This is a genomic window from Phenylobacterium sp. P4_E10, from assembly GCF_056401675.1.
Genome location: NZ_JBFUIW010000017.1, coordinates 19,434 through 44,187, shown reverse-complemented (window position 1 = coordinate 44,187; position 24,754 = coordinate 19,434). Strand labels below are relative to the sequence as shown.

29 protein-coding genes are annotated in these 24,754 nt (G+C 68.5%); 15 read left to right on the top strand and 14 right to left on the bottom strand.

All coding sequences use genetic code 11. The features are described from left to right. The first annotated feature begins 16 nt into the window (after positions 1–16). Together AC1DQJ_RS17655 and AC1DQJ_RS17650 are read left to right on the top strand one after the other, a co-directional pair. Complete coding sequence (locus AC1DQJ_RS17655) at positions 17–1,159, top strand: serine hydrolase domain-containing protein (RefSeq protein WP_477605671.1); 1,143 nt, start codon at positions 17–19, stop codon at positions 1,157–1,159. A gap of 135 nt (positions 1,160–1,294) precedes the next feature. Further along, positions 1,295–3,652 carry an arylsulfatase gene (locus AC1DQJ_RS17650; RefSeq protein ID WP_477605669.1) on the top strand — a complete coding sequence of 786 codons (2,358 nt, stop codon included), beginning with the start codon at positions 1,295–1,297 and terminating at the stop codon, positions 3,650–3,652. Positions 3,653–3,675: 23 nt separating this feature from the next. On the opposite strand, the gene AC1DQJ_RS17645 is transcribed toward AC1DQJ_RS17650, so the two are convergent. Beyond that, positions 3,676–4,113: an Imm30 family immunity protein gene (locus AC1DQJ_RS17645; RefSeq protein ID WP_477605667.1), complete on the bottom strand. Its 438-nt coding sequence runs from the start codon at positions 4,111–4,113 to the stop codon at positions 3,676–3,678. A 173-nt stretch (positions 4,114–4,286) separates the two neighbouring features. Between AC1DQJ_RS17645 and AC1DQJ_RS17640 the strand changes: the two genes are divergently transcribed. Then, positions 4,287–4,592 (top strand): hypothetical protein, encoded by a 306-nt coding sequence (locus AC1DQJ_RS17640; protein WP_477605666.1) that lies wholly within the window; start codon positions 4,287–4,289, stop codon positions 4,590–4,592. A 271-nt stretch (positions 4,593–4,863) separates the two neighbouring features. Beyond that, positions 4,864–5,202: a YciI family protein gene (locus tag AC1DQJ_RS17635; protein WP_477605664.1), complete on the top strand. Its 339-nt coding sequence runs from the start codon at positions 4,864–4,866 to the stop codon at positions 5,200–5,202. A 98-nt stretch (positions 5,203–5,300) separates the two neighbouring features. Here the strand turns inward: AC1DQJ_RS17635 and ahpD are convergent, their stop codons facing one another. Beyond that, positions 5,301–5,837 carry an alkylhydroperoxidase, AhpD family gene (gene ahpD, locus AC1DQJ_RS17630; RefSeq protein WP_477605662.1) on the bottom strand — a complete coding sequence of 179 codons (537 nt, stop codon included), beginning with the start codon at positions 5,835–5,837 and terminating at the stop codon, positions 5,301–5,303. A 122-nt stretch (positions 5,838–5,959) separates the two neighbouring features. Continuing rightward, positions 5,960–6,514 (bottom strand): peroxiredoxin, encoded by a 555-nt coding sequence (locus tag AC1DQJ_RS17625; protein ID WP_477605660.1) that lies wholly within the window; start codon positions 6,512–6,514, stop codon positions 5,960–5,962. A 121-nt stretch (positions 6,515–6,635) separates the two neighbouring features. Here AC1DQJ_RS17625 and AC1DQJ_RS17620 point away from each other — a divergent pair, with 121 nt between their 5' ends. The 3 genes from AC1DQJ_RS17620 (at position 6,636) to AC1DQJ_RS17610 (ending at position 8,509) form a co-directional block, all read left to right on the top strand. Further along, the gene (locus tag AC1DQJ_RS17620; RefSeq protein WP_477605658.1) at positions 6,636–7,535 is read left to right on the top strand and encodes a hydrogen peroxide-inducible genes activator; all 900 of its coding nucleotides are present in this window, start codon (positions 6,636–6,638) and stop codon (positions 7,533–7,535) included. Positions 7,536–7,664: 129 nt separating this feature from the next. Further along, positions 7,665–8,207 carry a PadR family transcriptional regulator gene (locus AC1DQJ_RS17615; RefSeq protein WP_477605656.1) on the top strand — a complete coding sequence of 181 codons (543 nt, stop codon included), beginning with the start codon at positions 7,665–7,667 and terminating at the stop codon, positions 8,205–8,207. Positions 8,208–8,221: 14 nt separating this feature from the next. Then, positions 8,222–8,509, top strand: coding sequence for a DUF2218 domain-containing protein (locus AC1DQJ_RS17610; RefSeq protein ID WP_477605654.1), 288 nt, complete (start codon positions 8,222–8,224; stop codon positions 8,507–8,509). Between the two features lie 139 nt (positions 8,510–8,648). On the opposite strand, the gene AC1DQJ_RS17605 is transcribed toward AC1DQJ_RS17610, so the two are convergent. Continuing rightward, complete coding sequence (locus AC1DQJ_RS17605) at positions 8,649–9,707, bottom strand: phytase (RefSeq protein ID WP_477605652.1); 1,059 nt, start codon at positions 9,705–9,707, stop codon at positions 8,649–8,651. Positions 9,708–9,847: 140 nt separating this feature from the next. On the opposite strand from AC1DQJ_RS17605, the gene AC1DQJ_RS17600 reads away from it, so the two are divergent. After that, positions 9,848–12,097 carry a TonB-dependent receptor plug domain-containing protein gene (locus AC1DQJ_RS17600; RefSeq protein ID WP_477605650.1) on the top strand — a complete coding sequence of 750 codons (2,250 nt, stop codon included), beginning with the start codon at positions 9,848–9,850 and terminating at the stop codon, positions 12,095–12,097. 149 nt (positions 12,098–12,246) lie between these two features. On the opposite strand, the gene AC1DQJ_RS17595 is transcribed toward AC1DQJ_RS17600, so the two are convergent. Beyond that, the gene (locus AC1DQJ_RS17595; protein ID WP_477605648.1) at positions 12,247–14,307 is read right to left on the bottom strand and encodes a prolyl oligopeptidase family serine peptidase; all 2,061 of its coding nucleotides are present in this window, start codon (positions 14,305–14,307) and stop codon (positions 12,247–12,249) included. Between the two features lie 82 nt (positions 14,308–14,389). Between AC1DQJ_RS17595 and dapF the strand changes: the two genes are divergently transcribed. The 3 genes from dapF to AC1DQJ_RS17580 are packed head-to-tail and all read left to right on the top strand — an operon-like array spanning position 14,390 to position 17,003. Continuing rightward, the gene (gene dapF, locus AC1DQJ_RS17590; RefSeq protein WP_477605646.1) at positions 14,390–15,217 is read left to right on the top strand and encodes a diaminopimelate epimerase; all 828 of its coding nucleotides are present in this window, start codon (positions 14,390–14,392) and stop codon (positions 15,215–15,217) included. After that, a complete protein-coding gene (mtaB, locus tag AC1DQJ_RS17585) occupies positions 15,214–16,542 on the top strand; it encodes a tRNA (N(6)-L-threonylcarbamoyladenosine(37)-C(2))-methylthiotransferase MtaB (protein WP_477605644.1) in 1,329 nt (442 codons plus the stop codon). Before dapF ends, mtaB begins: the two co-directional genes overlap by 4 nt. After that, entirely contained in the window at positions 16,539–17,003 is a 465-nt protein-coding gene (locus AC1DQJ_RS17580; RefSeq protein ID WP_477605642.1) for a GFA family protein, read from the top strand. Before mtaB ends, AC1DQJ_RS17580 begins: the two co-directional genes overlap by 4 nt. On the opposite strand, the gene AC1DQJ_RS17575 is transcribed toward AC1DQJ_RS17580, so the two are convergent. Further along, positions 17,000–17,629, bottom strand: coding sequence for a trimeric intracellular cation channel family protein (locus AC1DQJ_RS17575; protein ID WP_477605640.1), 630 nt, complete (start codon positions 17,627–17,629; stop codon positions 17,000–17,002). The two genes, AC1DQJ_RS17580 and AC1DQJ_RS17575, sit on opposite strands and share 4 nt — an antisense overlap. Before the next feature lie 47 nt (positions 17,630–17,676). On the opposite strand from AC1DQJ_RS17575, the gene ftsY reads away from it, so the two are divergent. The 3 genes from ftsY (at position 17,677) to AC1DQJ_RS17560 (ending at position 19,979) form a co-directional block, all read left to right on the top strand. Next, positions 17,677–18,612, top strand: a complete 936-nt coding sequence (gene ftsY, locus AC1DQJ_RS17570; protein WP_477605638.1) for a signal recognition particle-docking protein FtsY — start codon at positions 17,677–17,679, stop codon at positions 18,610–18,612. Continuing rightward, a complete protein-coding gene (locus tag AC1DQJ_RS17565; protein WP_477605636.1) occupies positions 18,609–19,220 on the top strand; it encodes an inner membrane-spanning protein YciB in 612 nt (203 codons plus the stop codon). Before ftsY ends, AC1DQJ_RS17565 begins: the two co-directional genes overlap by 4 nt. 159 nt (positions 19,221–19,379) lie before the next feature. Continuing rightward, positions 19,380–19,979, top strand: a complete 600-nt coding sequence (locus AC1DQJ_RS17560; protein WP_477605634.1) for a MarR family winged helix-turn-helix transcriptional regulator — start codon at positions 19,380–19,382, stop codon at positions 19,977–19,979. On the opposite strand, the gene AC1DQJ_RS17555 is transcribed toward AC1DQJ_RS17560, so the two are convergent. From AC1DQJ_RS17555 to AC1DQJ_RS17530, 6 genes are all read right to left on the bottom strand, one after another. Then, a complete protein-coding gene (locus AC1DQJ_RS17555; protein WP_477605632.1) occupies positions 19,976–20,215 on the bottom strand; it encodes a hypothetical protein in 240 nt (79 codons plus the stop codon). The two genes, AC1DQJ_RS17560 and AC1DQJ_RS17555, sit on opposite strands and share 4 nt — an antisense overlap. A gap of 81 nt (positions 20,216–20,296) precedes the next feature. Continuing rightward, a complete protein-coding gene (locus tag AC1DQJ_RS17550) occupies positions 20,297–20,815 on the bottom strand; it encodes a DsbE family thiol:disulfide interchange protein (protein ID WP_477605630.1) in 519 nt (172 codons plus the stop codon). After that, positions 20,812–20,955, bottom strand: a complete 144-nt coding sequence (gene ccmD / locus AC1DQJ_RS17545; protein WP_477605628.1) for a heme exporter protein CcmD — start codon at positions 20,953–20,955, stop codon at positions 20,812–20,814. The genes AC1DQJ_RS17550 and ccmD overlap by 4 nt, the downstream gene beginning before the upstream one ends. 1 nt (position 20,956) lies before the next feature. Next, positions 20,957–21,685, bottom strand: a complete 729-nt coding sequence (gene ccmC, locus AC1DQJ_RS17540; RefSeq protein ID WP_477605626.1) for a heme ABC transporter permease CcmC — start codon at positions 21,683–21,685, stop codon at positions 20,957–20,959. Further along, positions 21,682–22,272, bottom strand: a complete 591-nt coding sequence (locus AC1DQJ_RS17535) for an ASCH domain-containing protein (RefSeq protein ID WP_477605624.1) — start codon at positions 22,270–22,272, stop codon at positions 21,682–21,684. The genes ccmC and AC1DQJ_RS17535 overlap by 4 nt, the downstream gene beginning before the upstream one ends. Positions 22,273–22,301: 29 nt before the next feature. Next, a complete protein-coding gene (locus tag AC1DQJ_RS17530; protein ID WP_477605622.1) occupies positions 22,302–22,802 on the bottom strand; it encodes a Spy/CpxP family protein refolding chaperone in 501 nt (166 codons plus the stop codon). 156 nt (positions 22,803–22,958) lie between these two features. On the opposite strand from AC1DQJ_RS17530, the gene AC1DQJ_RS17525 reads away from it, so the two are divergent. Further along, entirely contained in the window at positions 22,959–23,414 is a 456-nt protein-coding gene (locus AC1DQJ_RS17525) for a nuclear transport factor 2 family protein (protein WP_477605620.1), read from the top strand. Between the two features lie 9 nt (positions 23,415–23,423). Here the strand turns inward: AC1DQJ_RS17525 and ccmB are convergent, their stop codons facing one another. Both ccmB and ccmA read right to left on the bottom strand, forming a co-directional pair. Beyond that, entirely contained in the window at positions 23,424–24,089 is a 666-nt protein-coding gene (gene ccmB / locus AC1DQJ_RS17520) for a heme exporter protein CcmB (protein WP_477605618.1), read from the bottom strand. Then, positions 24,086–24,703, bottom strand: a complete 618-nt coding sequence (gene ccmA / locus AC1DQJ_RS17515; RefSeq protein ID WP_477605616.1) for a heme ABC exporter ATP-binding protein CcmA — start codon at positions 24,701–24,703, stop codon at positions 24,086–24,088. Before ccmA ends, ccmB begins: the two co-directional genes overlap by 4 nt. Between the last annotated feature and the right edge of the window lie 51 nt (positions 24,704–24,754).

The following is a 24,754-nucleotide window of genomic DNA, read 5'->3' as shown; positions in this document are numbered from 1 at the left end:
AGCAGGGAGGGCTCCCATGGCCCGGGACACCGCGGACGGCTTCACCCACGACAGGTTTGCCGATGTCAGGGCCTCGTTCGAGCGCAACCTGGCCAGCGGCGCCGATGTCGGCGCTTCGTTTTGCGCGACGCTGGAAGGCGAGACCGTCGTCGACCTGTGGGGCGGCTGGGCCGACGAAGCCCGCACCCGGCCCTGGGAGCGCGACACCATCGTCAACGTCTATTCGACCACCAAGACCATGACCGCGCTGACCGCCCTGCTGGTCGCCGACCGCGGCGAACTCGACTTCGATGCGCCGGTCGCCCGCTACTGGCCGGAGTTCGCGGCGGCTGGGAAAGAGAACGTCAAGGTCAGCCACCTGATGAGCCACTCGTCGGGGCTCTCGGGGTGGAAGGCGCCGATGGCCAAGGAGGACCTCTACGACTGGGAGAAGGCCACTTCGCTGCTGGCCGCCCAGGCGCCCTACTGGGAGCCGGGCTCGGCGCCCGGCTATCACGCCATGACCCAGGGCTATCTGGTCGGCGAGGTGGTCCGGCGCATTACCGGCAAGTCGCTGGGCACGGTGTTCCGCGAGGAGATCGCGCAGCCCCTGGGCGCCGACTTCCACATCGGCCTGCCGGCCTCGGAGGACGGCCGCGTCGCCGACCTGATCCCGCCGCCGCCCGGCGCGACCCTCGCCGACCGCTCGGAATCCGAGCTGCAGAAGAATATGGCGAACAACCCGCCGATCGACGTCGCCGAGACCCGCACCCGCGCCTGGCGCAGCGCAGAGATCCCGGCCGCCGGCGGAACTGGCAACGCCCGCTCGGTGGCGCAGATCCATGCGATCCTGGCCAATGGCGGGGTCGCCCAGGGCAAGCGTTTTCTCTCCGAGGCCGGCTGCCGCAAGGCGCTGGAGCTGCAGGTCGAGGGCCAGGACCTGATCCTCGGAAATCCGGCCCGGTTCGGCCTCGGCTTCGGGCTGGCCGGCGGCGCGGTGCCGCTGCCCAATCCCAACACCATCTTCTGGGGCGGCTATGGCGGCTCGCTGGTGATCATCGACATGGATGCGCGGACCACCTTCGCCTACGCCATGAACAAGATGGCCCCGACCACCACCGGCGACATGCGCGCCTTCGCCCTGTCGCTGGCCATGTGGGAAGGCCTGCAGCTGGTCTGAACTAGCGAAACCGAAGGGCTGCGGCGCGCACTTGTCTGATGCAGATGGGGCATCGCCCACTAGGAGGGTTAGGGTAATCCCCGGTCGTCACCCTGAAGGCGCCATTCCAGTGTGCCTGCTCTTAGGGAGCTAGCCATGGGCCTGAACGAGTACAAGTGGGGCACCGCCTTCCCGGGCCGCATCGGCCGCACGATCCAGGAATCGGACCCCTACTGGCCCGCGCCGGCGCGGGCGAAGGAGGGCGCCCCCAACGTGCTCTACATCGTCATCGACGATACCGGCTTTGGGCAGATCGGCTGCTTCGGCGGCGGCATCAATACGCCGAACATCGACCGGCTGGCCGCCAATGGCCTTCGCTACACGAACATGCACACCACCGCCCTGTGTTCGCCCAGCCGCTCGTGCATCCTCAATGGCCGCAACCACCACTCAAACGCCATGAGCTGCATCACCGAAGGCTCGACCGGCTTTCCGGGCGGCAATGGCGCGATCCCGTTCGAGAACGGTTTCCTGTCGGAGATCCTCCGTCAGCAGGGATACAACACCTACTGCGTCGGCAAGTGGCACCTGACGCCGTCCGAACAGATCAGCGCCGCCGGCCCCTATGACCGCTGGCCGCTTGGGCGCGGGTTCGAGCGCTACTACGGGTTCCTGAGTGGCGACACCCACCAGTACTATCCGGAGCTCACCTACGACAATCACACAGTCGAGCCGCCGAAGACCCCGGAAGAGGGCTATCACCTGACCGAGGACCTGGCCGACAAGGCCATCGAGTTCATCGCGGACTCCAAGCAGGTGGCGCCGGACAAACCGTTCTTCCTGTACTTCGCGCCGGGCGCCAATCACGCTCCGCACCACGCGCCGAAGGAATGGGCCGACAAGTACAAGGGCAAGTTCGACGACGGTTGGGACGCCTATCGGGAGGCCACCCACGCCCGGCAGCTGAAGATGGGCATCATCCCGCCGGGAACTCAGCTGTCGCGGCACGATCCCGACGTCCAGCAGTGGGCGGACCTGTCGGCCGACGAGCGGCGGCTCTATGCGCGCATGATGGAGGTCTTCGCTGGGTTCTGCGAGCACATGGACCACCATGTGGGCCGTATCCTGACCTTCCTTGAGGCGATGGGCGAGCTGGACAACACCTTGATCATGTTGATCTCCGACAACGGGGCCAGTGCGGAGGGCGGGCCGCACGGCTCGGTCAACGAAAACCTGTTCTTCAACAACTTCCCGGACTCGTTGGAGGCCAACCTCAAGGCGATCGACGACCTAGGCGGACCGAAATACTTCAACCACTATCCGTTCGGCTGGACCCATGCGGGCAATACGCCCTTCCGCCGCTGGAAGCGGGAGACCTATCGCGGCGGCGTCTCGGACCCGTTCATCGTCCACTGGCCAAAGGGTGTGAAGGCCAAGGGCGAGATCCGGCATGCCTATGCTCACGCCATCGACATGGTGCCGACGGTGCTGGATGCGCTGGGCGTCGAACCGCCAGAGACGATCGGCGGCGTCACCCAGTCCGCCATCCAGGGCGTCAGCTTCGCCCATACGCTGAACGATGGCGCCGCACCGACCAAACACGTCACCCAGTACTTCGAGATGTTCGGGCACCGCTCGCTCTATCACGACGGCTGGAGGGCGGTTTGTCCGGTGCCGGGCCCGTCGTTCGTCGAGGCCGGCATGGGCTTCGGCGACATGACGCTGACCGAGGACAAGCTGCGAGAGTTGGATGCGCATGGCTGGGAGCTCTATGACCTGACCAAGGACTGGTCCGAGACAACCAACGTCGCGGCGGAAAATCCGGCCAAGCTGATCGAGATGATCGCGCTCTGGTACGTGGAAGCCGGCAAGTACGACGTCCTGCCGCTGGACAGCCGCGGCACCATGCGGTTCGGCGACGAGCGCCCGCAGATCGCCAAGGACCGGCAGAGCTACACCTACTTCCCAGGCACCTCGCCGGTGCCGGAGAACGCTGCGGTGAAAGTGCTGAACCGGCCGCACAGCATCACCGCCAAGGTGACGATCCCGGACGGCGGCGCAGAAGGCGTAATCGCCGCCCAGGGCACCAGCATCGGCGGCTACGCGCTCTTCGTGAAGGACGACAGGCTGACCTATGTCTACAACTTCCTGGGCGCGCAGGAGTTCGTGGTCCAGGCGTCAGACAAGTTGCCGGCCGGTGAGCACGAGCTGCGGTTCGAGTTCGAGCCGACAGGCAAGCCCGACTTCGCGAACGGCAAGGGCGCTGCGGGTAAGGCCCAGCTCTATGTGGACCGCAAGCTGGTGGCGGAACAGGCGCTGCCGGTGACGATTCCGCTGGCCCTAGGCATCGGCGCCGGCTTCCTGGTTGGGCGTGGAGGCGGATCGCCTATCACCGCGCTCTATCAGCCGCCGTTCGAGTTCACCGGGAAGATTCAGGCCGCGACGGTCGATGTGTCGGGTGAGCTGATCGCCGATCCCGTCGCTGAGGCCAAGATGCACATGGCGCGGCAATAGTCGGCGCGGGGAGACTGCGCCAGCTAGGCCAGTTCGGCGTTGAGCACTGCCAGCCCCTGAGCCAAGCGTGGGTTGTTGCCGTGGATGCGTCCGCAGACGGAGCGCACCGCGGCCCTTCTCTCATCGGCGGCGATCCGCACTTCCCGAACAAGTTGAGCCTGTGCGGTCTCCGAGTTGATGATCCGCATGATCAGGATTTCGGACCAGCGCTTGGATGACTCGTTCAGCAGGGGGAGCACCCGCAGGGCGTCCCGGACATAGGGCTCGTCGTCGAAGCTCTCCGCCGCGTGCAGCAGCGACCACATGCCGTCGTCCTCTGCGTCATCCCTGAGCAGGAGAAGAAGCGGCCCGATTACGGATGGGTCTTCGGCGGCCAGGACAGGCTGGAGGGCCGCGTCAATCGCCGCAGTAGCCGCTCCACTCTTACAAAGCTGTTGCAGACGACCGAGTGGAGACAACATCCTTCATCCATGCCGGCGGGGGCCGGCGTCTGCAATGGGTCGCAAGCTGTCATAGGCTACGCGCCCGATACCGGACGTCCCGTTCACTGCCCGCAAGCGGCCCGCTCAACGTCTGCGATGGGTGGAAAGTGGACAACGCGCAGGTCCACGCGAACAGGCTGGGAGATGTTCCAATGCAGCCGATTCCAAAGACACCGATGGAGGCGTTGGAGGTTTTCCGTAGCCCGGACTCTGAAGATTGGGAGCGCGACTATGCCGCAATGATGATTACCTCGCTCGACGAGGCGCTGCCTGATCTTGCTGCGACAGCCCGGGACGTCACAGCCAGCGAAGCATTGCAGCAAAGAGCGGCGGAGTGTCTCGCGGTCGCCTGGAGAAATCGCGGGATGCTCATGACCGCCGACATCTCTGGTTTTACGCCCACTGCCCGCCAAGAGATTCTCTTTCATCGGGGCGCGGGACCGCCATTTCGGGGCTGATGCAGGATGGCTGCTCGCTGATAGGAGGCGCGCCATGCCGCCGGCTGGAGCTACACAGTCCGCCTCTATCGACCACGGCCGGAAATTCTGGGCGGGCAATGGAAATTCCCGGACCCGACCGAGGTCGGCTAAGCCCGGAAGGTCCGCAACGGGTCGTAAGCCGCCACCGGCCCCACTCCCGAAAGCCGACCTTCACTTGCCGGGCCGACAAGCGGACGTCGTCAACGGGCGTTGCCGAGAACCGCTGACAGGTCCGTGCGTTCACGAAGCCATGCCTAGATTCATCACGATCGGATATGGCGACCAAGCTGGCTATGACCGCACGGCGAAGGCGGTGCGCGAAGCAGCCCATGCGGCCGACACCGACCGGATACGCCAAGGCGACGTGATGGGCGTCGCCGGCAAACCTGTGCAGGTGCGCAACCACGACGCGGCCAAGATGGAAGTGGCGCAAGGACCGTATTTGTCCGCCGATCTGCCCATTGCTGGGTTTGCCTTGATCGAGGCCGCCGACCTGCAGGCCGCTATCGAAATCGCGGCCAAGAGTCCCTGCGCGGTGGCGCATGGCGTGGTTGAGGTTTGGCCTCTCTGCCCGAGCGCGCAGGCCTGATGGCCGATTCCGCTGCGCCCAAGGTCCGCAAAGAAACGCCCGCCTGATCGGGGGACCAGACGGGCGCAGGGAAAACGTCGGGGAGGACGACGCTAAAGTCAGGAGGCCGCGGCGGCCTCGGCGACGACGATGCGGCTGACCGCATTGACCACCGCGCCGATGCGCAGGGCGGCCTGGATCGAGGTGTTCGGCACGCCGTGCTTCTTCAGCTCGGACTCGTGCGCGTCCAGGCACATGCCGCAGCCGTTGATGGCCGAAACGGCGGTGGACCACAGCTCGAAGTCGACCTTGTCGACGCCGGGATTGGCCAGGATGTTCATGCGCAGCTTGGCCGGCAGGGTCTTGTACTCGCCGTTGGTGAGCAGGTGCAGCGAGCGGTAGTAGACGTTGTTCATGCCCATGATCGCGGCGGCGGCCTTGGCGGCGGTGGCCGCTTCCGGCGACAGGCCGGCGGCCGCGGCGGCGGCGTCGACCGCCTTCACCACGGCGGGGGCGCCGATTGCATAGGCGGAAGCGACGAACGTGCCCCACTTCTGCTGGTCGGTGAGCACGGTCTCGGAGGACAGGCTCGACAGGTTGAGGCTGAGGTCCTTGGCATAGGCGGGCAGGGACTCGCGCAGAGCGTCGAGCGACATGGTCATCTCCAAGATTCAGGAAAGGGGGCCCGGGAGGCGCGGGGAGATCGCGCGCTCCCGGGTTAGGCAGGCGTAGTCGGCGACCCGGAGACTGGGAGCGGGCCGCCGTTTGGGGGCTCGTACTACGCCGCCAGGGTTTCGCCGCCGACCGCGCGGTTGCACGGGCACAGCTCGTCGGTCTGCAGGGCGTCGAGGACGCGCAGGGTGTCGGCCGGAGCGCGGCCCACGTTCAGGTTGGTGACGTAGACGTGCTGCACGACGTTGTGCGGGTCGACCACGAAGGTGGCGCGCAGGGCCACGCCTTCGTCTTCGTTCAGGACGCCGAGGGCGCGGGCGAACTTGCCGCTGTTGTCGGCGAAGTTCCAGATCGGCAGGCTGTTGAGATCCGGGTGCTCACGGCGCCAGCCGAGCTTGGAGTGCTCGTTGTCGGTCGATCCGCCGAGGACGACGGTGTCGCGCTCTTCGAACTGCGAATTCAGGCGGGCGAACTCGGCGATCTCGGTCGGGCAGACGAAGGTGAAGTCCTTCGGGTAGAAGAAGATGACCTTCCACTTGCCCGGGAACGACTCGTTGTTGAGGGTTTCGAACGCGCTTTCGCCGTTCTCTTCGTGACGGTTGAACTTCGGCTTCACGCCGACGACCTTGAATTCCGGAAGCTTTTCACCAACGCCGAGCATATGTCTCTCCAAGTGATTTGAACTGGTCGGCCGAAGCCGTGACGGGGAGATAGTGCTGCGCTGCACAAAAGGCCAATCGATAGTTTCTGGCTTTTGGATAGAATTTTCCTATATGTGATCCATGAGCCTCCCGACCCTGCGCCAGCTCCAGTACCTGAAGCTCCTGGCCGAGCATGGATCCTTCGGTCGCGCGGCCGACGCGGCCCACGTCACCCAGCCGACCCTGTCGTCGGGGGTGCAGGAGCTTGAGAAGATTCTTGGCGGGCCGGTGGTCGATCGCGCCCGCTCGGGGGTGATCCTCACCGCGGTCGGCGAAGTGGCTCTGGCCAAGGCTGTGACCATCCTCAACGAGGCCGAGGAAATGGTGGAGTCGGCGCGCAACGCCGGCCAGCCGCTGACCGGCCGCTTCCGGCTGGGCGTGATCCCGACGGTCGCCCCGTTCCTGCTGCCCAAGGCCCTGCCGCTGCTGCGCGCGCGCTTCCCCAAGCTGCGCCTGTTCCTGCGCGAAGACCTGACCCATCGGCTGATCGCCCTGCTGAAGGCCGGCCAGCTCGATGCGGCCTTGATCGCCCTGCCCTACGACATGAGCGGCCTGGCCCACGCCCACGTCTCCGACGACGAACTGCTGGCCGCCCTGCCCCGCAGCCATCCGCTGGCGCACGAGCGCGAGGCGCCGCCCTCCGCGCTGGAGAGCGACGACCTGATCCTGCTGGAGGACGGCCACTGCCTGCGCGACCACGCCCTGGCCGCCTGCGGCCTCAAGCCGCCCAAGGCCAGCGGCGACGAGGAGGCGTTCGCCGCCACCTCGCTGCCCACGCTTGTGCAGATGGTGGGCTCAGGCCTCGGGGTGACGTTCCTGCCGGCCATGGCGGTGGCGGCCGGATTGACCGACGCAGCCGATGTGGCGGTGATGCCGCTCAAGGCCGACCACCCCAGCCGCGAGATCGTCGTGGCATGGCGGGCGGGATCCAGCCGTGCGGCCGAGGGGCGGCTTCTGGCGGAGACGCTGCGGGGCGCGTGAGCTCTCCCGACCGTCAGATAGATTTATTTTAGATATATCTTGAAACCCGATCCGGCCGCGATATATCTGCGAAATAGACATATCGAAATAGGATCGAAAATGCACAGACATCATCATTGGAAAGCGCACATGCTGCGGGCGCGCGGCGCGTTCGGCGGTCATGGCGGCGAGCATTGGGGCCGGCACGGCGGCGGCCATCGCGGCGGACCGCGGATCGGCCGGCTGCTGGAGCACGGCGACCTGCGCTTCGTCATCCTGGCGCTGCTGAAGGACAAGCCGAGCCACGGCTATGAGCTGATCCGCGCCCTGGAAGAGCGCACCGGCGGCGCCTATCGCCCGAGCCCGGGGGTGATCTATCCGACCCTGAGCCTGCTGGAAGACGAGGGCTTCGTCCGCCCGATCGGCGCCGAAGGCGGCCGCAAGGCGTTTGAGATCACCGAAGCCGGCGTTGAGGCTCTGGAGCGGAACCGAGCAGCCGTGGACGCGGTTTTTGCTCGGCTGGACGAGGCCGCCCAGGCCTCGCCGCGGTCCTCGCCCCGGGTCGAGCGGGCCATGCAGAATCTGGCGACCGCCTTGCGGCTGCGCCTGCAGGGCGAACGTCCGACCGAGGCGCAGATCGACGCCATCGCCGCAGCGATCGACGAGGCGGCGAGCAAGATCGAGAGGGCCTGAAGTTGGAGGCCGTCATGAAGTCTAGCGCCACGGCGCCTACCGCAAACGCGGGCCGCTACATGGTTCAGCTCTGCAAGCACTTCGGCCATAGGGTTCCGAGCTCGTGGAACGACCACGAGGGCAAGATCACCTTCGAGATGGGCGAGGCCGCCCTGCGCGCCTCGCCCGAGACCCTGATGATGGTGGCCAAGGCCAACGACGCCGAGAGCCTCGCCCGGCTGGAACAGGTGATGGAAAGCCACCTCAAGCGCTTCGCCTTCCGCGAGCCGGAGATGGACGTGGAGTGGCGGCGGGGAGCTTGAGGTCAGGCCGGCGCCCTCTAGATGCTCCCCCGCTGGGGGAGCTGTCAGCCAAAGGCTGACTGAGGGGGACTTTGCTCCTGCTTGAGAGCAGCCCCCTCCGTCGCGCTTCGCGCGCCACCTAGGAGGGGAGGAGCTGAGGTCAGTCCAGCTTCAACGCCGCCTTCACCGCACGCCAGTCCACCAGCTTGAAGTTCTGGCGCGTGCGGACCGTCGAGGGCGCTTCGCCATCTGTGTCGGCGTCGTCCTGCACCACGATCAGCCCTTCGGGGAAGGCGCCCACCCGCCCGGCTAGCGCGGCCAGGCCGTCGGTCCCGGTGACCGGATCGGCCCCCGCGGCCCCGACCACCGAGAAGCGGCCGGCATAGGCCGCTTCGGGGCCATCGATCCTCCAGACCGCAAACGCGCTGTCGCCCTGGCTCGAGGCGATCAGATAGGTCTTGGCCCCCTCGCGAAGGAGGGTCAGGCCTTCCACGTCCGGCTTGAGGATGTCGGACGGCGCGCCAGCCAGCAGGCTGCGGGCCGCGCCGGCGGCCGGATCGAGGCTGTAGCGCCAGATGCCCTTGGCCTCCTCGGCGATGAACAGCGACCCGGTCGCATCGTCGATCACGCAGCCCTCGGACTGCGAGCCGACCGCGAAGGTGCGGGTCAGGGCGATGCTCGGCTGGCCGTCCTTGGCGGTGACTGTGAACTGGGCGATGTCGCCATCCTTGCCGACCATGACGGCGATGGTGTCGGCCCCCTTGCGGCCCATGCAGAAGCCGTAGGGCTCGCTCACCTTGACCGGCGTCACGCCCCAGGGCGCGACGTTCAGGCTGTCGGGATCGAGCAGGAAGAAGGCGATGGCGCTTCGCCCGCGGTCGCTGGCGGCGACCAGGACCTGCTCGCCGCCGTTCACCTGGAATCGGTCGCGCAGGTCGACATTGTTCAGCGGACCCTGCGGCAGGAACTGTCGATCCTTGCCGGCCAGATCGTAGACGTAGAGCCCGGCCTGCTTGTCGGTGCCGAAGATCACGCCGCGGGTCGGGTCGCGCGGGTCGGCCCAGATTTCGGGGTCGTCGGCGGCGTCGCGCACCTGGGTTCCGACCGCCGCGGTTTCGCCGGCGGCCGGAACCGGCGTTCCGGCTCCGATGGTCATGCCGGCGGAGTCCGAGACGCTCTCGGGGTCGATCGCGGCGCAAGATGTTCCGAGCACGGACATTGCGGCGAGTGTCGTAAATCTGAGAAGAAATTGCTTAGAAACCGTCACTGGCCCCACTCCACGTGCAAGATATATCCCCGGCGCTGCAAATCATGCTGCGCGGGGTGAGGTCAACCGGTCCCCGCTCGTCGGGGGACTCAATGACGCGACTTTCACTGCTCGCCTGCGCGGCCGTAGCGCCGCTTGCCTTCGCCACGCCTGTCCTCGCCGAGGACGACGCCACGCCGGTGGCGGAACTGATCGTGACCGGCGAGATCGCCTTCCGCGACCGCACCGAGACGACGGCGCCGACGCTGTCCTACGGCCTGGAATACTTCCAGCGCTTCGAGCCCCTGACCGCCGGCGACGCCATGAAGCGCGTGCCCAGCGTGACCTTCCTGTCCGACATCCTGGAATCCGACGGGGCGCGGCTGCGCGGCCTTGATCCGGGCTACACCCAGATCCTGATCAACGGCGAGCGGGTGCCCGGCGCGGGCCTGGACCGCTCGTTCTTCGTCGACCGGATCCCGGCCGAACTGATCGAGCGGATCGAAGTGGTGCGCTCGGCCAGCGCCAACCGCAGCGGGGACGCCATGGCCGGGGCGCTGAACATCGTGCTGCGCGACAGCCAGACCATGGATGGCGGTTATGTCCGGGCCGGGGCGATCCTGCTGGACGACGGGCGGGTGCGCGAGACGTTCGGCGGCGTCTGGTCGGGCCAGGCCGGCCCGGGCCGGCTGCTGGTCGGCGCCAGCGTCCAGGGCCGCCGCAATCCCAAGATCAAGCAGAGCTTCCGCTATGACGAGCCGGGCGGGACGCTGCAGAACATCGAGCTGCAGACCGACACCCGCAACGGCACCGACTATTCGTTCAACACCGCCTACGAGGTCGAGGTGGGCGGCGGCGACCTGGAGCTCTCGGGCCTGTTCGTCCGCACCGACCGGCTCCAGGACGAGGATTCTCTCGAGTACCTCGGCGGCCGGATCCGTCCCGCCGACCTGGTGAGCGTCAACGACAACAACGTCGACATCGTCACCGACAACTGGTCGCTCAACGCCAAGTACGGCCACGACATGTTCGGCGGGCGTACGCGCTTCAAGGTCGGCTACGCGGTGTTCGACGACAAGCAGGACGAGGTGGAGGAGGAGTACGAGTTCCTCCGCGACGCCAACCCGTTCCCGGACGACGACCGCTTCACCGGCGACCTGACGCTAAGCCGCCTGAAGGACAAGGAGCTGTCGCTCAGCGTCGAGCATGAACGCGACCTGGGCTTCGCCACGCTCGAGTTCGGCCTGCAGTTCATCGACAAGAACCGCGACACCGACGTCACCACCGACCGCAATCGCGTGACCATCCCCAACCCGCCGGCCGCGCGGCCGACCCTGCCGGGCGCGTACGGACCGTTCCTGCCGGTCCCGGGCGGGGTCAACCAGATCGAGGAGACCCGCCTCGACCCCTACGTCATGTTCTCGGGCGGCCAGGACGCGCTGCGGTGGGAAGCGGGTCTGCGCTACGAGACCACCAGCAGCACGATCACCGACCAGACGGCGCCGGTCGCCAGCCGCTCGGTGGAGAAGGACTACGAGTTCCTGCTGCCTTCGGCGCACCTGCGCTACAGCCTGACCGTCGACGACCGGATCAACGCCTCGGTGGCGCGCACCGTGCGCCGGCCGGGCTTTGGCCAGCTGTCGCCGGCCGTGCTGCTGGCCGAGATGGGCGACAACGACTTCGTCGGCAATCCCGACCTGAAGCCGGAAACCGCCTGGGGCCTGGACGTCGGCTATGAGCGCCGTCTCGGCGCCCGCGGCGTGGCCGGGCTCAACGTCTTCTACCGCGACGTCACGGACCTGATCGAGGTCGCCAACACCGGCGTGGTCGGCAGCGAGGGCGCCGGGACCTTCCTGCTGACCCCCCGCAACAGCGGCGACGGCGCGGTCTGGGGGATCGAGTTCGACCTCTCCACCCCGCTGACCGCCTTCGGCCTCGAGCACACCGGGGTGTTCCTCAACTACTCGTGGCTGGACAGCGACATCGACGACGAGTTCGGGGCGCGCCGCTTCAACGACCAGTCGGACTATGTGTTCAACGTCGGCTTCATCCAGGACCTGCCGGACTGGGGCGCGGCCTTCGGCGCCACCTATCGCAAGCAGGGCGACGCGTTCGGCCGGATCGTCGGCGAGGAAATCACCACCAGCTATGGGGCCGATCTCGAAATCTTCGTCGAGAAGCGCCTTGGCGAGAACTTCGTCCTGCGCCTGACTGGCTCGAACCTGCTGGACGCGACCAAGGACGAGACCTTCAACAAGTTCACGACCCTGGAAGACCAGCAGAACCGCGACTTCGACGAGTTCGAGATCGAGACCGAGCAAGCCGGTCCGGTGTTCCAGCTGGTGGGTCGCTACGCGTTCTAAGGCTGGGAAAGGAGATGCTCCCCCGCTGGGGGAGCTGTCAGCCGCAAGGCTGACTGAGGGGGACGCAGCCGTCGTGCAGAGCAGTCCCCCTCCGTCTCCATGCTGCGCATGGATCCACCTCCCCCAGCGGGGGAGGATCTGTCGGGTCCTCAGTCCATCAGCTTCTGGCTGAGATAGACGTAGTGCCGGGCCCAGCGCTTGGCGTTGAGCTCGGGATCGGCGTCGTTGGCGTGGCCGCCGAAGGTGTTCTCGAAATAGAGGAAGGGGTACCCGAGCGCCTCCATCTTGGCCGCGAACTTGCGGGCGTGGCCAGGATGCACCCGATCGTCGCGGGTGTTGGTGGTGATGTAGGGCTCGGGGTACGTCTGGCCGGGCTTGAGGTTCAGATAGCCGTCATATTTGGCGATGAAGGCGTGGTCCGCGGGCACGTCCGGATTGCCGTACTCGCCCACCCACGAGGCCCCCGCCGACAGCTTGTGATAGCGCAGCATGTCGGTCAGCGGGCTCTCCACCACCACGGCGTTCCAAAGTTCCGGATGCTGGGTCAGCGAGACGGTGGTCAGCACCCCGCCGTTGGAGCGGCCATAGATCCCCAGGTGTCGCGGCGAGGTGATCTTGCGGGCCTCCAGGTCGCGGGCGACCGCGGCGAAGTCGTCGAAGGCCAGCTGGCGCTTCTCGCGCAGCACCGACTGGTGCCAGGCCGGGCCGAACTCGCCGCCGCCGCGGATGTTGGCGATGACATAGGCGCCGCCGCGTTCCAGCCAGATCTTGCCCATCTCGGGGATGTAGATCGGCGGCTTGGCGACTTCGAAGCCGCCGTAGCCGTACATGATGGTCGGCAGCATCCCGTCGAGCTTGGCCGCCTTGGGGCGGACCACGAAGTAGGGGATCTTGGCCCCATCGGATGAGGTCGCCCAGAACTGGTCGACCTGATGCTTGGAGGCGTCGAAGCGGGCCGGCAGGGTCTTCACGACTTGCGCCTGGCCGGTGGCGCCATCGGCGAGCCACAGGCTGGAAGGCGACAGGAAACCCTCGGCCCCGACGAACAGCTGGTCGCTCTTGCCGGAGGCCGAGACGATGCTGAGGGTCGCGTCCTTGGGCAGGGCCAGCCGCCGCGCCGTCCACTTGCCGCGGGCGAAATCGTAGACGTCGACCGCGCCCTTCACCTCGTCGAGCAGCTCGACGACCAGCAGGTTCTTGGTGTCGGAGACGTTCTGGATCGCCTGGCGCGGGCCGGGCTGGAAGACCAGCACCGGCTTGGCCGCCAGGTTCGCCGGATCGTAGGCGATCAGAGCCCCGGAGCCGAAGCCGTTCCAGGCCTCCTGCAGGGTGAAGATCATCCGGCCGCCGACATAGGACTGGAACTGGGCCTTCTTTGGCAGATCGACCCTGGTCAGCTTACCGTCGACATAGAGGCTGTACTCGGCCTCGAAGAAGGTCAGGCCGCGCTGAATCAGCACGCCCTGCGCCTTGCCGCCTTCGCCGCGCAGGACGCTGGCGTTGACTTGCACGTCCGTCTTCTGGCCGCGGAAGATCTCGCGCGGCTCGCCCGAGCGGCCGAGGATCTTCACCACATAGGCGTAGCCCGACTCGGTGACTTCGCCGGGCGTCCATTCACGCCAGGCGACGATGCTGCCCTGGTCGATCCAGTCGGCGCCCTGCTTGCCCTCGGCCGAGCGGAAGCCGCCCTGGACGAAGGTCTTGGAAACGGTGTCGAACTCGCGCAGCTCGACGGCGTCGCCGCCGCCGTTGGAGAGCCGCACCAGGCAGAGGCTCTCGTCCGGCTTCAGGCAGGTCGCGCCCTTCCAGAACCAGTTGCGGCCTTCGTCCTTGGCGAGCTTGTCGATGTCGAGAACCGTGCTCCAGGCCGGCGCCGCAGCCTTGAAGCTGTCGAGGCTGGTGGTGCGCCAGAGGCCGTGGGTGTTGACCGCGTCCTGCCAGAAATTGTCGACCCCGGTCCCGCGGAAGTCCGGCTTCGGCACGCGGTCGGTGGCGGTGAAGATCGCTCGGCCCTCGGCCAGGTAGGTCGGATAGCGGGCGTCGCTCTCCAGCCGGGCCGCGGTCTTGGCGTTCTGGGCCTCGACCCAGGCCATGGCGCGGGGGCTGTCGATGTCTTCGAGCCAGATGAAGGGGTCGGCGGGCGCGGTCTGAGCCAGGGCGGCCGAGGCGGAGAGAAGGGCGCCTGCAAGCGCCGCAGTAACGAGTTTCATGGCGCAAACGAATACCGAGCTAGGCAGTCTCTGTCTCGCGCAAGGTGATCGCAGGCCAATTCTCGCCTATATAGCCTCCGCCATGAGCCGTCCGTTCCTGAAGATGAATGGGCTCGGCAACGACTTCGTCGTGGTCGAGGCCCGATCCGCGCCCTTCGCGCCGTCGCCCGAAGAGGTGCGCGCCATCGCCAATCGCGAGGGCGGGATCGGCTGCGATCAGCTGGTTTCCATCGAGCCCTCGCAGGAAGCTGACGCCAAGGTCCGCTTCTGGAACGCCGATGGCGAAGAGGTCGGGGCTTGCGGCAACGCCAGCCGCTGCGTCGGCTGGCTGCTGATGGAGGCTTCCGGCCGCGACCAGGCGGTGATCGAGACCCGCGGCGGCCTGCTGACCGCCAGCCGGGCCGGCGACAAGGTCGTCAGCGTCGACATGGGCGAGCCGGGCCTCGACTGGCGCCAGATTCCGCTCGAGGAGGAGATGGACACCCGCGGCATAGAGCTGCAGGTCGGCCCGATCGACGACCCGATCCTGCACACGCCCGGCTGCGTCTCGATGGGCAATCCGCACGTGGTGTTCTTCGTGCCGGACGCCGAGACCGCGCCGGTGGTCCAGGTCGGCCCGATGATCGAGTATCACCGGCTGTTCCCCGAAGGCGTCAATGTCGGCTTCGCGCAGATCGTCAGCCGCGACCGCATCCGGCTGAAGGTCTGGGAGCGCGGCGCGGGCCTCACCAAGGCCTGCGGCACCGGCGCCTGCGCGGCCCTGGTCGCCTCGTACCGGCGCGGCCTGGTCGATCGCAAGGCGACCCTGGTGCTCGACGGCGGCGAGCTGACCATCGAATGGCGCGAGAGCGACGGACATGTGATCATGACCGGACCCGCCCAGGTCGACTTCACGGGAACCCTGCCGTGAGCACGCACAACGACCACGCCGAGGAGTTTGCGCTGTCGCCGCGCACGGCGCAGGCCGATGCGCACGGCGTCGACATCGTCACCTTCGGCTGCCGGCTGAACGCCTATGAGAGCGAGGTCATCCGCGCGCGGGCGGCCGAGGACGGGCTGTCGAACGCCATCGTCTTCAACACCTGCGCCGTCACCAACGAGGCGGTGCGCCAGGCGCGCCAGGCGATCCGCAAGGCGCGCCGCGAAAACCCCGACGCCAAGCTGATCGTCACCGGCTGCGCGGCGCAGATCGACCCGGCCGCCTTCGCCGCGATGGAGGAGGTCGACCTGGTGCTCGGCAACGCCGAGAAGTCGCAGGCCGGCGCCTATGCCGAGCGGGTCCCCGAGGGGAAGGTCCGCGTCAACGACATCATGAGCGTGCGCGAGACCGCCGGTCATCTGATCGACGGGCTGAAGGATCGCGCCCGGGCCTATGTCGAGGTCCAGAACGGCTGCGATCACCGCTGCACCTTCTGCATCATCCCCTATGGCCGTGGAAACTCGCGCTCCGCGGCGGCCGGCGAGGTGGTCGAACAGGTCCGCAAGCTGACCGCCCAGGGCTATCAGGAAGTGGTGCTGACCGGGGTCGACATCACCAGCTGGGGCGCCGACCTGCCCGGTCAGCCGACCTTGGGCCAACTGGTGGCGCGGATCCTGAAGCTGGTCCCCGACCTGCCGCGGCTGCGGCTGTCGTCGATCGACGCCGCCGAGATCGATCCCGACCTGATGCGCTGCCTGGCCGAGGATGCTCGGCTGATGCCCTACCTGCACCTCTCGCTGCAGGCCGGCGACGACATGATCCTCAAGCGAATGAAGCGCCGCCACCTGCGCGCCGATGCGCTGAAGCTGGTCGCCGACGTGCGCGCCGTGCGTCCCGACACCGCCTTCGGCGCCGACCTGATCGCCGGCTTCCCGACCGAGACCGAGGAGATGTTCGAGAACACCCTGCGCCTCGTGGAGGAGGCCGGGCTGTCGTTCCTGCACGTCTTCCCGTTCAGCCCGCGGCCGGGCACCCCCGCCGCGCGGATGCCGCAACTGCAGCGCCCGGTGATCAAGGAGCGCGCCGCCCGCCTGCGCGCGGCTGGAGACGCCGCGCTCGTGCGCCACCTGGACCGTCAGGTCGGCCGCCAGATCACCGGGCTGGTCGAACGGGCCGGGGTCGCTAGGGCCGAGGATTTCACCGAGATCGCCTTCACCGGCGAGGCGGCGGTCGGCTCGATCGCGCCGCTGCGCATCACCGGCCATGCCGACGGCAAGGCGACCGCCGAGGTCGCGGTGCTGGAGGCGGCGGAATGAGCCATTCCGGCGGATGTCAGTGCGGGGCCATCCGTTTCCGGGCCGGGCGCCTGGGCCGGGCCAGCATCTGCCACTGCCGCATGTGCCAGAAGGCGATGGGCGGCTTCTTCGGCCCTTTCGTCGACGTCTATGACCTGGAGTGGACGCGGGGCGCGCCAAGCTATTTCCAGAGTTCGGACACCGTGCAGCGCGGCTTCTGCGCCGAGTGCGGCACGCCGCTCTCTTACCAGGCCGAGGGTTGGCCGCTGAACATCGCCATCGGCGTGTTCGACGATCCCGCAGGCATCGTTCCGGTTTTGCAGATCGGCCAGGACTCCAAGCTTCCCTATGCCGACGAACTGGCGCGCCTGCCGGGCCGTCCTGTGGCGGAAAACGAGAAGCTGGAAGGCTTTTACGCCGCCATCGTCAGCCGCCAGCATCCCGACCACGACACCGAGACCTGGCCGCGGGCTGAGGATTAGCCGCGTTCGTCGCCGCGCCCGGGGAAGGCCGGCAGCGTCCAGCCCCACAGCATCGCCGCCGCCCGCAAGGCGAAGGCTGCGGCAAAGCCGGCGACGCCCGCCGCGAAACCAGTCACGCCGAGCATGTAGAGCACGACATAGACGCCGGCTCCGACCAGGGCGCAGGTGACATAGATCTCCCGCCGCAGCAGCACCGAGGGCTCGCCCGCCAGGACGTCGCGGATGATGCCGCCGAAGCAGGCGGTCAGCACGCCCATCACCACCGCGACGAACGGCGGCGCGCCGAGCGCCAGCGCCTTGGCCGCGCCGACCACGCTGTAGGCGGCCATGCCCAGGGCGTCGAGCCACAGAAGCACCTTCATCCGCGCATGGCCGGTCCCGAAGACCCAAACGGCCGCGGCGGCGGCGATGCAGACGATCACGTAGTCGGGCTTGGCCACCCAGAACACCGGCGCGCCGATCAGCAGGTCGCGCATGGTCCCGCCGCCGACGCCGGTGACCGCGGCGAAGAAGCCGAAGGTGACGATGTCGTGCTTGCGCTGGGCGGCCGCGAGGGCGCCCGACGCCCCGAACACGGCGACGGCGGCGAAGTCGAGCCAGGTGAAGGCGACGGACAGGGCTTCCATGTCGCATCCTCTATCGCGCAACCATTTCAGCGGCTAGAAGCAGGCCCATGACCGAACCGAAGAAGGGCTGGTTCCAGCGTCTCACCGACGGGCTTTCGCGCTCGTCCAAGCAGATGTCGGAACAGGTGGTCTCCACCTTCACCAAGCAGCCGCTGGACCAGGCCAAGCTCGACGAGCTGGAGGAGATGCTGATCGAGGCCGATCTCGGCCCGCATTCGGCTGCGCGCATCACCCAGCGCTTCTCCGACGCCAAGTTCGGCAAGAGCGTCGACGAGAACGAAATCAAGGAAGCCCTGGCCGAGGCCATCGGCGCCGAGCTCGAGAGCCGCGAGGGCGACTTCGAGCCGCTGTCGGGGCCGCGGCCCTATGTGGTGATGTTCATTGGCGTTAACGGCTCGGGCAAGACCACCACCCTGGGCAAGATCGCCGCCGACCTGACCTCGCGCGGGGCCAAGGTGCTGGTCGTCGCCGGCGACACCTTCCGCGCCGCGGCGGTCGAGCAACTGAAGGTCTGGGCCGAGCGCGCGCGCGCCGACTTCATGTCGCGCCCGACCGGCTCGGACGCCGCCGGCCTGGCCTTCGACGCCCTCGAGCGGGCCAAGGCCGAGGGCTATGACGTGGTGCTGATCGACACCGCCGGCCGCCTGCAGAACAAGCAGGGCCTGATGGACGAGCTGCTCAAGGTCATCCGGGTGGTCAAGAAGGTCGATCCCGACGCGCCGCACGAGACCCTGCTGGTGCTGGACGCCACCGTCGGGCGCAATGCGTTGGCCCAGGAAAATATCTTCGGCAACCAGATCGGCGTGTCGGGCATCGTCATGACCAAGCTGGACGGCACCGCCCGCGGCGGCGTGCTGGTGCCGGTGGCCCAGGCCTCCGACTCCCCCATCAAGCTCATCGGCGTGGGTGAGGGGATCGACGATCTCCAGCCGTTCAAGGCCCGCGCCTTCGCCCGTTCCCTCGTCGGCCTGGAAGACGCATGACCCTTTCCCCTACCGGCCGCAAATGGGTGCGCGGCGTGGTCGACTACGGCGGCCTGGTGGCGTTTGTCGGGGCGTTCTTCGCGCTGAAGGTCGTCGGCGGCATGGAGTCCAAGGACGCCCTGGTGCAGGCGACCTGGGCGCTGGTCGCCGGCTCGGCGGTCGGCCTGCTGGTCGGGCTGGTGTTCGAGCGGCGCATCGCCCCGTTCCCGCTGATCGCCGGCGGCGCGGCGCTGGTGGCTGGCGGCCTGACCCTGGTTTTCCATGACGTGCGCTTCGTGAAGATGAAGCCGACGGTGATGAACGCGGCGTTCGGGGTCGCCCTGCTCGGCGGCCTGGTGCTGCGCAAGAATCCGCTGAAAGCCCTGCTGGGCGACGCGGTGAAGATGCCCGACGTCGGTTGGCGCAAGCTGACCCTCAACTACGGCCTGTTCTTCCTGGCCCTGGCGGCGCTGAACGAGGCGGTCTGGCGCACCCAGCCGGACGATATCTGGGTGGTGTTCCGCTTCCCGGGCCTGCTGGTGATCTCGGTGCTGTTCTCGTTCGCTCAGGTGCCGCTGATGATGAAGTACGCCAAGACCGACGAGCCCCCGCCGCCGCACGTCGAGTAGCGCCCCGGGCGCCAGACCCTTTCTGGACAATTCATAGCGTGACGGTCGCGGCTTCCACTTGAAGCCGTCACGCTTGCAACGCCTACTGACCATCTGTCGTTAAACCGACACCATGCGCCGGTAACGTCCGGGGCAGTCGACAGGCGAGGGGTGGAGCCGATGGCCAAGTCGAAGTCCCAGGGTAAGAGTGAGCAGCCGGCGCCTGAGCGGACCCGCAAGGGGCTCCCGGCGCTTGAGAAGTCGCCCAGCCACTTGCTGCATAGGGCGCTGCAACTGGCCCTCGACATCTATGCCGATGAACTTGGCGAGAGCGGCGTCACCCAGCGCCAGTATGCTGTGCTGGCGGCGGTCGAGGCGCATGAGGGCCTGACCCAGACCGATCTGGTGAGGGTCACCGGCATCGACCGCTCGACCCTGGCCGACATGGCTGCGCGAATGATCGCCAAGGGTCTGCTGGAGCGGCAACGTTCGACCTCCGACGCCCGGGCCAACGCCGTCAGCCTGACCGAGGCGGGGCGTCTGGCCTTGGCCGAGGCCAAGCCGAAGATGGCCGCCGCCGACACGCGGCTGCTGCGCCTGCTTTCGACCGCCAAGCGCGAGGCCCTGACCGGAGTGCTGCGCGATCTGGTCCGGGCCGGCGACGAGGCCGCCGCTGCGCCGGTCCCGCTGGTCAAGAAGCTGAAGGCCGACAAGCCGGCCAAGCCGAAGAAGGCCAAGGCCGACAAGCCGAAGAAGAAGAAGCTGAAGAAAGCCGCCTAGACCCGGATGTCTAGCAGCGAGCCGGGGCGCAGGATCTTCTGCGGCGGTTCGGCGGGGTTGACTGGAACCTTCTGCACCGGCGCTTCGGCGCGGTTTTCCTGGGCCGGGGTCTGAGCGACGGCAGGCCGGCCCATCGCCGCCTCGAAGAACGCCCGTTGACCCGCGCTGCGGGCGGAGCTGGAGCTCTGCGCCGGCTGCTGGCTGGTCGGGAAGATGGGCGGACGAATGGTGCTCACGGCGCTGGCTTTATGGTTAACGAAACCCTGGCGACCGTTTGCTGCGTCGCCTCAAGGATTGGTTAACGGGGGGGGGATTGGTTAACGCGGCGCCTTGGCCAGCAGCTCGCGGGCCTTTTCCGGGGTCAGCGGCCCGGTGTGCTTGGCGAGGATCACGCCGTCCGCGCCGACCAGATAGGTCTCCGGCACTCCGGTGACGCCAAGGTCGATGCCGGCCCGTCCGTCACGATCGACCAGCCGCTCGGCGAAGGGGTCGCCGAGGCGGCCGAGGAAGGCCTTGGTGTTCTCCGGCGCATCCTTGTAGGCGACGCCGACGATGCGCACGCCCTGCTTCTTGAGGTCGACCAGCACCGGGTGCTCGATCTCGCACGGCGCGCACCAGGAGGCGAAGACGTTGACCAGCACCGGCGCGGGCTGGGCGGCGTCGTGCAGGCGCACCGGCCGGCCGGTGTCGAGCGCCGGCAGCACCAGGTCCGGCAGGGGCTTGCCGACCAGGGCGTCGGGCTGCACCTGCGGGTCGCGCTTGAGCGAGTAGAGGCTGAACAGCACGCCGAGCGCCAGCAGGGCGGCCAGCGGCAGGAAGGCCAGCCAGCGGTTCATCGTCCGTCCTGCTCGGCCTTGCGCCGCCAGCGGGCCGAGGCGCGCAGGGTGAAGACGATCATACCCAGGAACACCAGGGCGGTCAGGCCGTAGGCCGGCCACACGAAGGCGGCGTACTTGCCGGCGTCGAGATCGAGCATTCTATCCCCTCGCCGCGCGCAGGGCGGCGGCCTCGGCGCGGCGGCGCCAGACCTGGGCGCGAATGCCGACCAGCCAGAGCGATCCGAACGCCGACATGAAGGCCAGGCCCATCAGCAGCAGCGGCCACAGGAAGTCGTTGGTCATGGCCGGGCCTTCGGCGCGGAACACCGAGGCGCCCTGGTGCAGGGTGTTCCACCAGTCGACCGAGAACTTGACCACCGGCAGGTTCACCGCCCCGACCAGGGCCAGGATCGCCCCGGCCCGCGCGGCCTTGGTCTCGTCGTCCAGCGAGGCGCGCAGCGCCATGTAGGCGAGATAGACCAGGAACAGCACCAGCACCGAGGTCAGTCGTGCGTCCCAGACCCACCAGGCGCCCCACATCGGCCGGCCCCACAGCGCGCCGGTGACCAGGGCCAGGAAGGTGAAGGCCGCTCCTAGCGGGGCGGCAGCCTGGGCGGCCGCGTCGGCCAGGGCGTGGCGGAACACCAGCGCCAGGAAGCTGGCCACAGCCAGGCAGACATAGACGAACATGCTCATCCAGGCGGCCGGGACGTGCACGAACATGATCCGCACGGTGTCGCCCTGCTGGTAGTCTTCCGGCGCGGTGAAGCCGAGCCACAGGCCGGCCAGGGCCAGGACGACCGCGATGGCGCCGAACATCGGCGCGGCCCAGCGTGAAAAGGCCATGAACCGCTCTGGATTCGACAGGAAGGCCGGCGCCGGGATCATGGTCGCGGCTTAGCGCCCGGCGCGGCCGCCTGCAAGCGGCGGGACATAAGGACTTCTCCGCGGTGCGACAGCCGGTAGCCGACCTCCAGGCTCTCGGTCAGGCCCAGGGCCTTCAGCTTGCGCACGTCAGCCTTGAACGGAAGCGTCTCGCGGCCGAGTCGGGCGGCCAGGTCCGGGGCGCGCACGCGGGGGTTCGCGGCGATCAGGGTCAGCAGATCCGCGGTCCAGGGCTTGCGGGCGTCCAGCCGCGCCAGAGCCGCCTCCACCTCGTCCAGCGCCTGGTCGCTGTGGTCCTCGCGCATGGCCTTGCGCGGATCCTCGCCGGCGAGCCGGAACGCAATGCGGTGGAGCGGCAGGTCGCCGGCGGTCGCCGCCAGCAGCGACGCGACGTAGCGGTATCCGGCGCGGCGGGCCTCGGCCTCGGTGACCGCCTCGGGCTCGACGATTGTCACCTCGTCGATGGCCAGCACCCCAACGCGCGTGGTCAGGGTTCCACCGGCCTTGACGGTGGGCTTGCGCCATCGGCGGAAGGCCAGGTCGACCTTGCCTTCCGCGATGGCGTCCAGGACGGGCGCCTTGAACAGCATCGCCCGTCCCTTCTAACACAGTTGGGCGGCTACCCGCGGCCGGGGCCGGGGCCGGGTCCGTGGCGTCCGCCTTTGCCGCCGCCCATGCCGCGCTGGGCGGCCATGGCGTCGAAGGCCTTCTGCTGCGCCGGGTTGAGCTGGGCGTAGAACCGCTTGGTGGCCGCCGCGCGCTGGTCGAACCTGGCCATGCGCTCGGTCATCCGGGCGCGGGCCGCGTCCAGCCGCTGGGGCGTCGTCAGGTTGGCCGTCGCCTGCCGGTCGCCGCGCGCCGGACGCTCGGCAGGCTTGCCGGCCTCGAGGAAGGCCTTCAGCGCCGGTTCCTGGTCGGGACGAAGCTGCAGCGTGGCGCGCAGGTGCTCGGCGCGACGCGCAGCCATGGCCGCAGGGTCGGGCCGGCTCCATTCGCGCTGAGCGCCGGGGCCAGCCTGGGGCGCGCCGGCGGCGGGCGGCGGCTGTTGCGCCAGGCTGGGGCTGGCCCCGGCCAGCAATATTCCACCGAGCGCCAGCGGCGCGAATTGGGTCAACTTCATTTCATAGCTCCGGTCATCGCCCCTCTGACGGTTGAACGGCGCTGTTCGTCGGTTCCGTCGGAGACTTGCGGCGTTTCAACAAACGGGGCGGTAATCGGCTTGGCTGTGTCGGCCGCGAGACAGGGCGCCCTCGCCCGCTACTGGAGATACCGACCCATGCGGACCATCCTCGCCGGCTTGGCCCTGACCTGCGCGCTCGCCGCCTCGCCCGCGCTCGCCGAGGGGCTGGACCCGATCGCCGTGCAGAAGATCGAGGCCACGGCCTACGACTATGTCGACGGCCAGCTGGAGGGCGATCCGGCTCGCGTCGCGCGCTCGCTGCATCCCGATTTGGCCAAGCGTGCGGTGGCGGCGAAACCGGACGCGCCCCTGGGCCTGCGCGAAATGAGCAAGGACGAGTTGGTCGACCTCACCCGCCAGGGCGCGCTGAAGACGCCGCGCGACCAGTGGGACCGCTCGGTGAGGGTGCTCGACATCGCAGGCGACGTCGCGGTGGCGCGGGTGGAGACGCCCTGGTTCGTGGACTATTTCCACCTCGGCCGCTTCGGCGACCGCTGGGTGATCGTCAACGCCATGTGGCAGCCCAAGCCCAAGCCGCCGGTGACGAATTGAAGGCCGGGACTAGCTGAGCGCGTTGCGGCAGGCGGCGGCCATGGCGATCGGGCCCAGCGCCACCGCCGCCGCGGCATAGGCGGCCAGCAGGGCGAAGCCCCCGGTCCACGGCAGACCGCCGGCGAAGGCGTCGAGCGCGCCGCCGCCGAAGATCACCGGCGGCACGAACAGCGGCAGCACGATCACCGCGGTCAGCAGCCCGCCACGCCGCGCCCCGAGGCTGAGCGCCGCGCCGATCCCGCCGACAAAGGCGAAGGCCAGGCCGCCCATCAGCGCGCAGGCGAAGACCAGCGGGGCCAGGTGCGGCTTGGCCCCCAGGGCGATGGCCGCCAGCGGCGCGGCGAAGGCCAGCGGCGCGGCGGTCGCCAGCCATTGACCCAGGCACTTGATCGCGCAGGCGATCTCCAGCGGGACTGGCGACAGGGTCAGCAGGTCCAGCGCTCCGTCCTCGTAGTCGCGCTCGAACAGGCGATCCAGCGACAGCAGCGCCGCCAGCGCCAGGGCCACCCAGGCCGCGCCGGGCGCGATCGCCGCCAGCCGCGCCGGCTCCGGACCGGTCGCCAGCGGCAGCAGGGTCGCGACCCCGGCGTAGAAGGCCAGCGAGACCATCGGTCCGCCGCCGCGGCCCCAGGCCAGGGCCGCTTCGCGCGAGAGCAGGGCCATGGCGCGGCTCATGCCGGCTGCTCCGCAGCGGCGATCTCGACGCTCATGGCCGCAATGGGCAGCGGATCGTGCACGGCCGCGACGATCAGGCCGCCGCCGGCCAGATGCTGGGCCATGATCTCGCCGAACCGGGCGCGCCAGTCGGCGTCCAGCGGACTGAGCGGCTCGTCCAGCAGCCACAGCGCGCGCGGCGCGGCCAGCAGGCGCGCCAGCGACAGCCGCCGCCGCTGGCCGGCCGACAGTCGGCGCACCTCCAGTTCCAGCAGGCGGGTCAGGTCCAGTTGCGCGGCGGCCTCGCGGGCGGCCGCTTCCGAGGCGCCGTTCCAGCGGGCCCAGAAGCTCAGTTCCTCCCAGGCTGTGCGGGCTGGCTTCTGGCCGTCCTGGTGCCCGGCCAGATGGAGGTGTTCGGCCCGCGCGTCCTCCGGCTCCAACCCGCCGAACCGAATGGCTCCGGCCTCGGGGCTGACCAGGCCGGCGATGGCCCGCAACAGGCTGGTCTTGCCCGCCCCGTTTCGGCCCACCAACGCCGCCGCTCGGCCGGCTGGAAGCTCCAGCCCAAGGCCCGCGAACAACAGCCGTCCGCCCCGCCTCAGCGCCAGGTTTTCGATCACCAGCCGCTCGATCAAAGCGCGGCTCCTTGCGGGTGATTCTCAGGTAGCAAGGAATTAGGCCCGCCT

Coding starts and splice junctions, on each gene's coding strand:
- AC1DQJ_RS17640 (WP_477605666.1), top strand. CDS start 4,287: ATGCAGCCGATTCCAAAGACACCGATGGAGGCGTTGGAGGTTTTCCGT.
- AC1DQJ_RS17595 (WP_477605648.1), bottom strand. CDS start 14,307: ATGAAACTCGTTACTGCGGCGCTTGCAGGCGCCCTTCTCTCCGCCTCG.
- AC1DQJ_RS17575 (WP_477605640.1), bottom strand. CDS start 17,629: ATGGAAGCCCTGTCCGTCGCCTTCACCTGGCTCGACTTCGCCGCCGTC.
- AC1DQJ_RS17625 (WP_477605660.1), bottom strand. CDS start 6,514: ATGCTCGGCGTTGGTGAAAAGCTTCCGGAATTCAAGGTCGTCGGCGTG.
- ftsY (WP_477605638.1), top strand. CDS start 17,677: ATGACCGAACCGAAGAAGGGCTGGTTCCAGCGTCTCACCGACGGGCTT.
- dapF (WP_477605646.1), top strand. CDS start 14,390: ATGAGCCGTCCGTTCCTGAAGATGAATGGGCTCGGCAACGACTTCGTC.
- AC1DQJ_RS17560 (WP_477605634.1), top strand. CDS start 19,380: ATGGCCAAGTCGAAGTCCCAGGGTAAGAGTGAGCAGCCGGCGCCTGAG.
- AC1DQJ_RS17655 (WP_477605671.1), top strand. CDS start 17: ATGGCCCGGGACACCGCGGACGGCTTCACCCACGACAGGTTTGCCGAT.
- AC1DQJ_RS17565 (WP_477605636.1), top strand. CDS start 18,609: ATGACCCTTTCCCCTACCGGCCGCAAATGGGTGCGCGGCGTGGTCGAC.
- ahpD (WP_477605662.1), bottom strand. CDS start 5,837: ATGTCGCTCGACGCTCTGCGCGAGTCCCTGCCCGCCTATGCCAAGGAC.
- AC1DQJ_RS17615 (WP_477605656.1), top strand. CDS start 7,665: ATGCTGCGGGCGCGCGGCGCGTTCGGCGGTCATGGCGGCGAGCATTGG.
- AC1DQJ_RS17645 (WP_477605667.1), bottom strand. CDS start 4,113: ATGTTGTCTCCACTCGGTCGTCTGCAACAGCTTTGTAAGAGTGGAGCG.
- ccmC (WP_477605626.1), bottom strand. CDS start 21,685: ATGATCCCGGCGCCGGCCTTCCTGTCGAATCCAGAGCGGTTCATGGCC.
- AC1DQJ_RS17620 (WP_477605658.1), top strand. CDS start 6,636: ATGAGCCTCCCGACCCTGCGCCAGCTCCAGTACCTGAAGCTCCTGGCC.
- ccmD (WP_477605628.1), bottom strand. CDS start 20,955: ATGCTCGATCTCGACGCCGGCAAGTACGCCGCCTTCGTGTGGCCGGCC.
- AC1DQJ_RS17600 (WP_477605650.1), top strand. CDS start 9,848: ATGACGCGACTTTCACTGCTCGCCTGCGCGGCCGTAGCGCCGCTTGCC.
- AC1DQJ_RS17605 (WP_477605652.1), bottom strand. CDS start 9,707: ATGTCCGTGCTCGGAACATCTTGCGCCGCGATCGACCCCGAGAGCGTC.
- AC1DQJ_RS17535 (WP_477605624.1), bottom strand. CDS start 22,272: ATGCTGTTCAAGGCGCCCGTCCTGGACGCCATCGCGGAAGGCAAGGTC.
- AC1DQJ_RS17610 (WP_477605654.1), top strand. CDS start 8,222: ATGAAGTCTAGCGCCACGGCGCCTACCGCAAACGCGGGCCGCTACATG.
- ccmB (WP_477605618.1), bottom strand. CDS start 24,089: ATGAGCCGCGCCATGGCCCTGCTCTCGCGCGAAGCGGCCCTGGCCTGG.
- AC1DQJ_RS17525 (WP_477605620.1), top strand. CDS start 22,959: ATGCGGACCATCCTCGCCGGCTTGGCCCTGACCTGCGCGCTCGCCGCC.
- AC1DQJ_RS17550 (WP_477605630.1), bottom strand. CDS start 20,815: ATGAACCGCTGGCTGGCCTTCCTGCCGCTGGCCGCCCTGCTGGCGCTC.
- AC1DQJ_RS17650 (WP_477605669.1), top strand. CDS start 1,295: ATGGGCCTGAACGAGTACAAGTGGGGCACCGCCTTCCCGGGCCGCATC.
- AC1DQJ_RS17580 (WP_477605642.1), top strand. CDS start 16,539: ATGAGCCATTCCGGCGGATGTCAGTGCGGGGCCATCCGTTTCCGGGCC.
- AC1DQJ_RS17635 (WP_477605664.1), top strand. CDS start 4,864: ATGCCTAGATTCATCACGATCGGATATGGCGACCAAGCTGGCTATGAC.
- AC1DQJ_RS17530 (WP_477605622.1), bottom strand. CDS start 22,802: ATGAAGTTGACCCAATTCGCGCCGCTGGCGCTCGGTGGAATATTGCTG.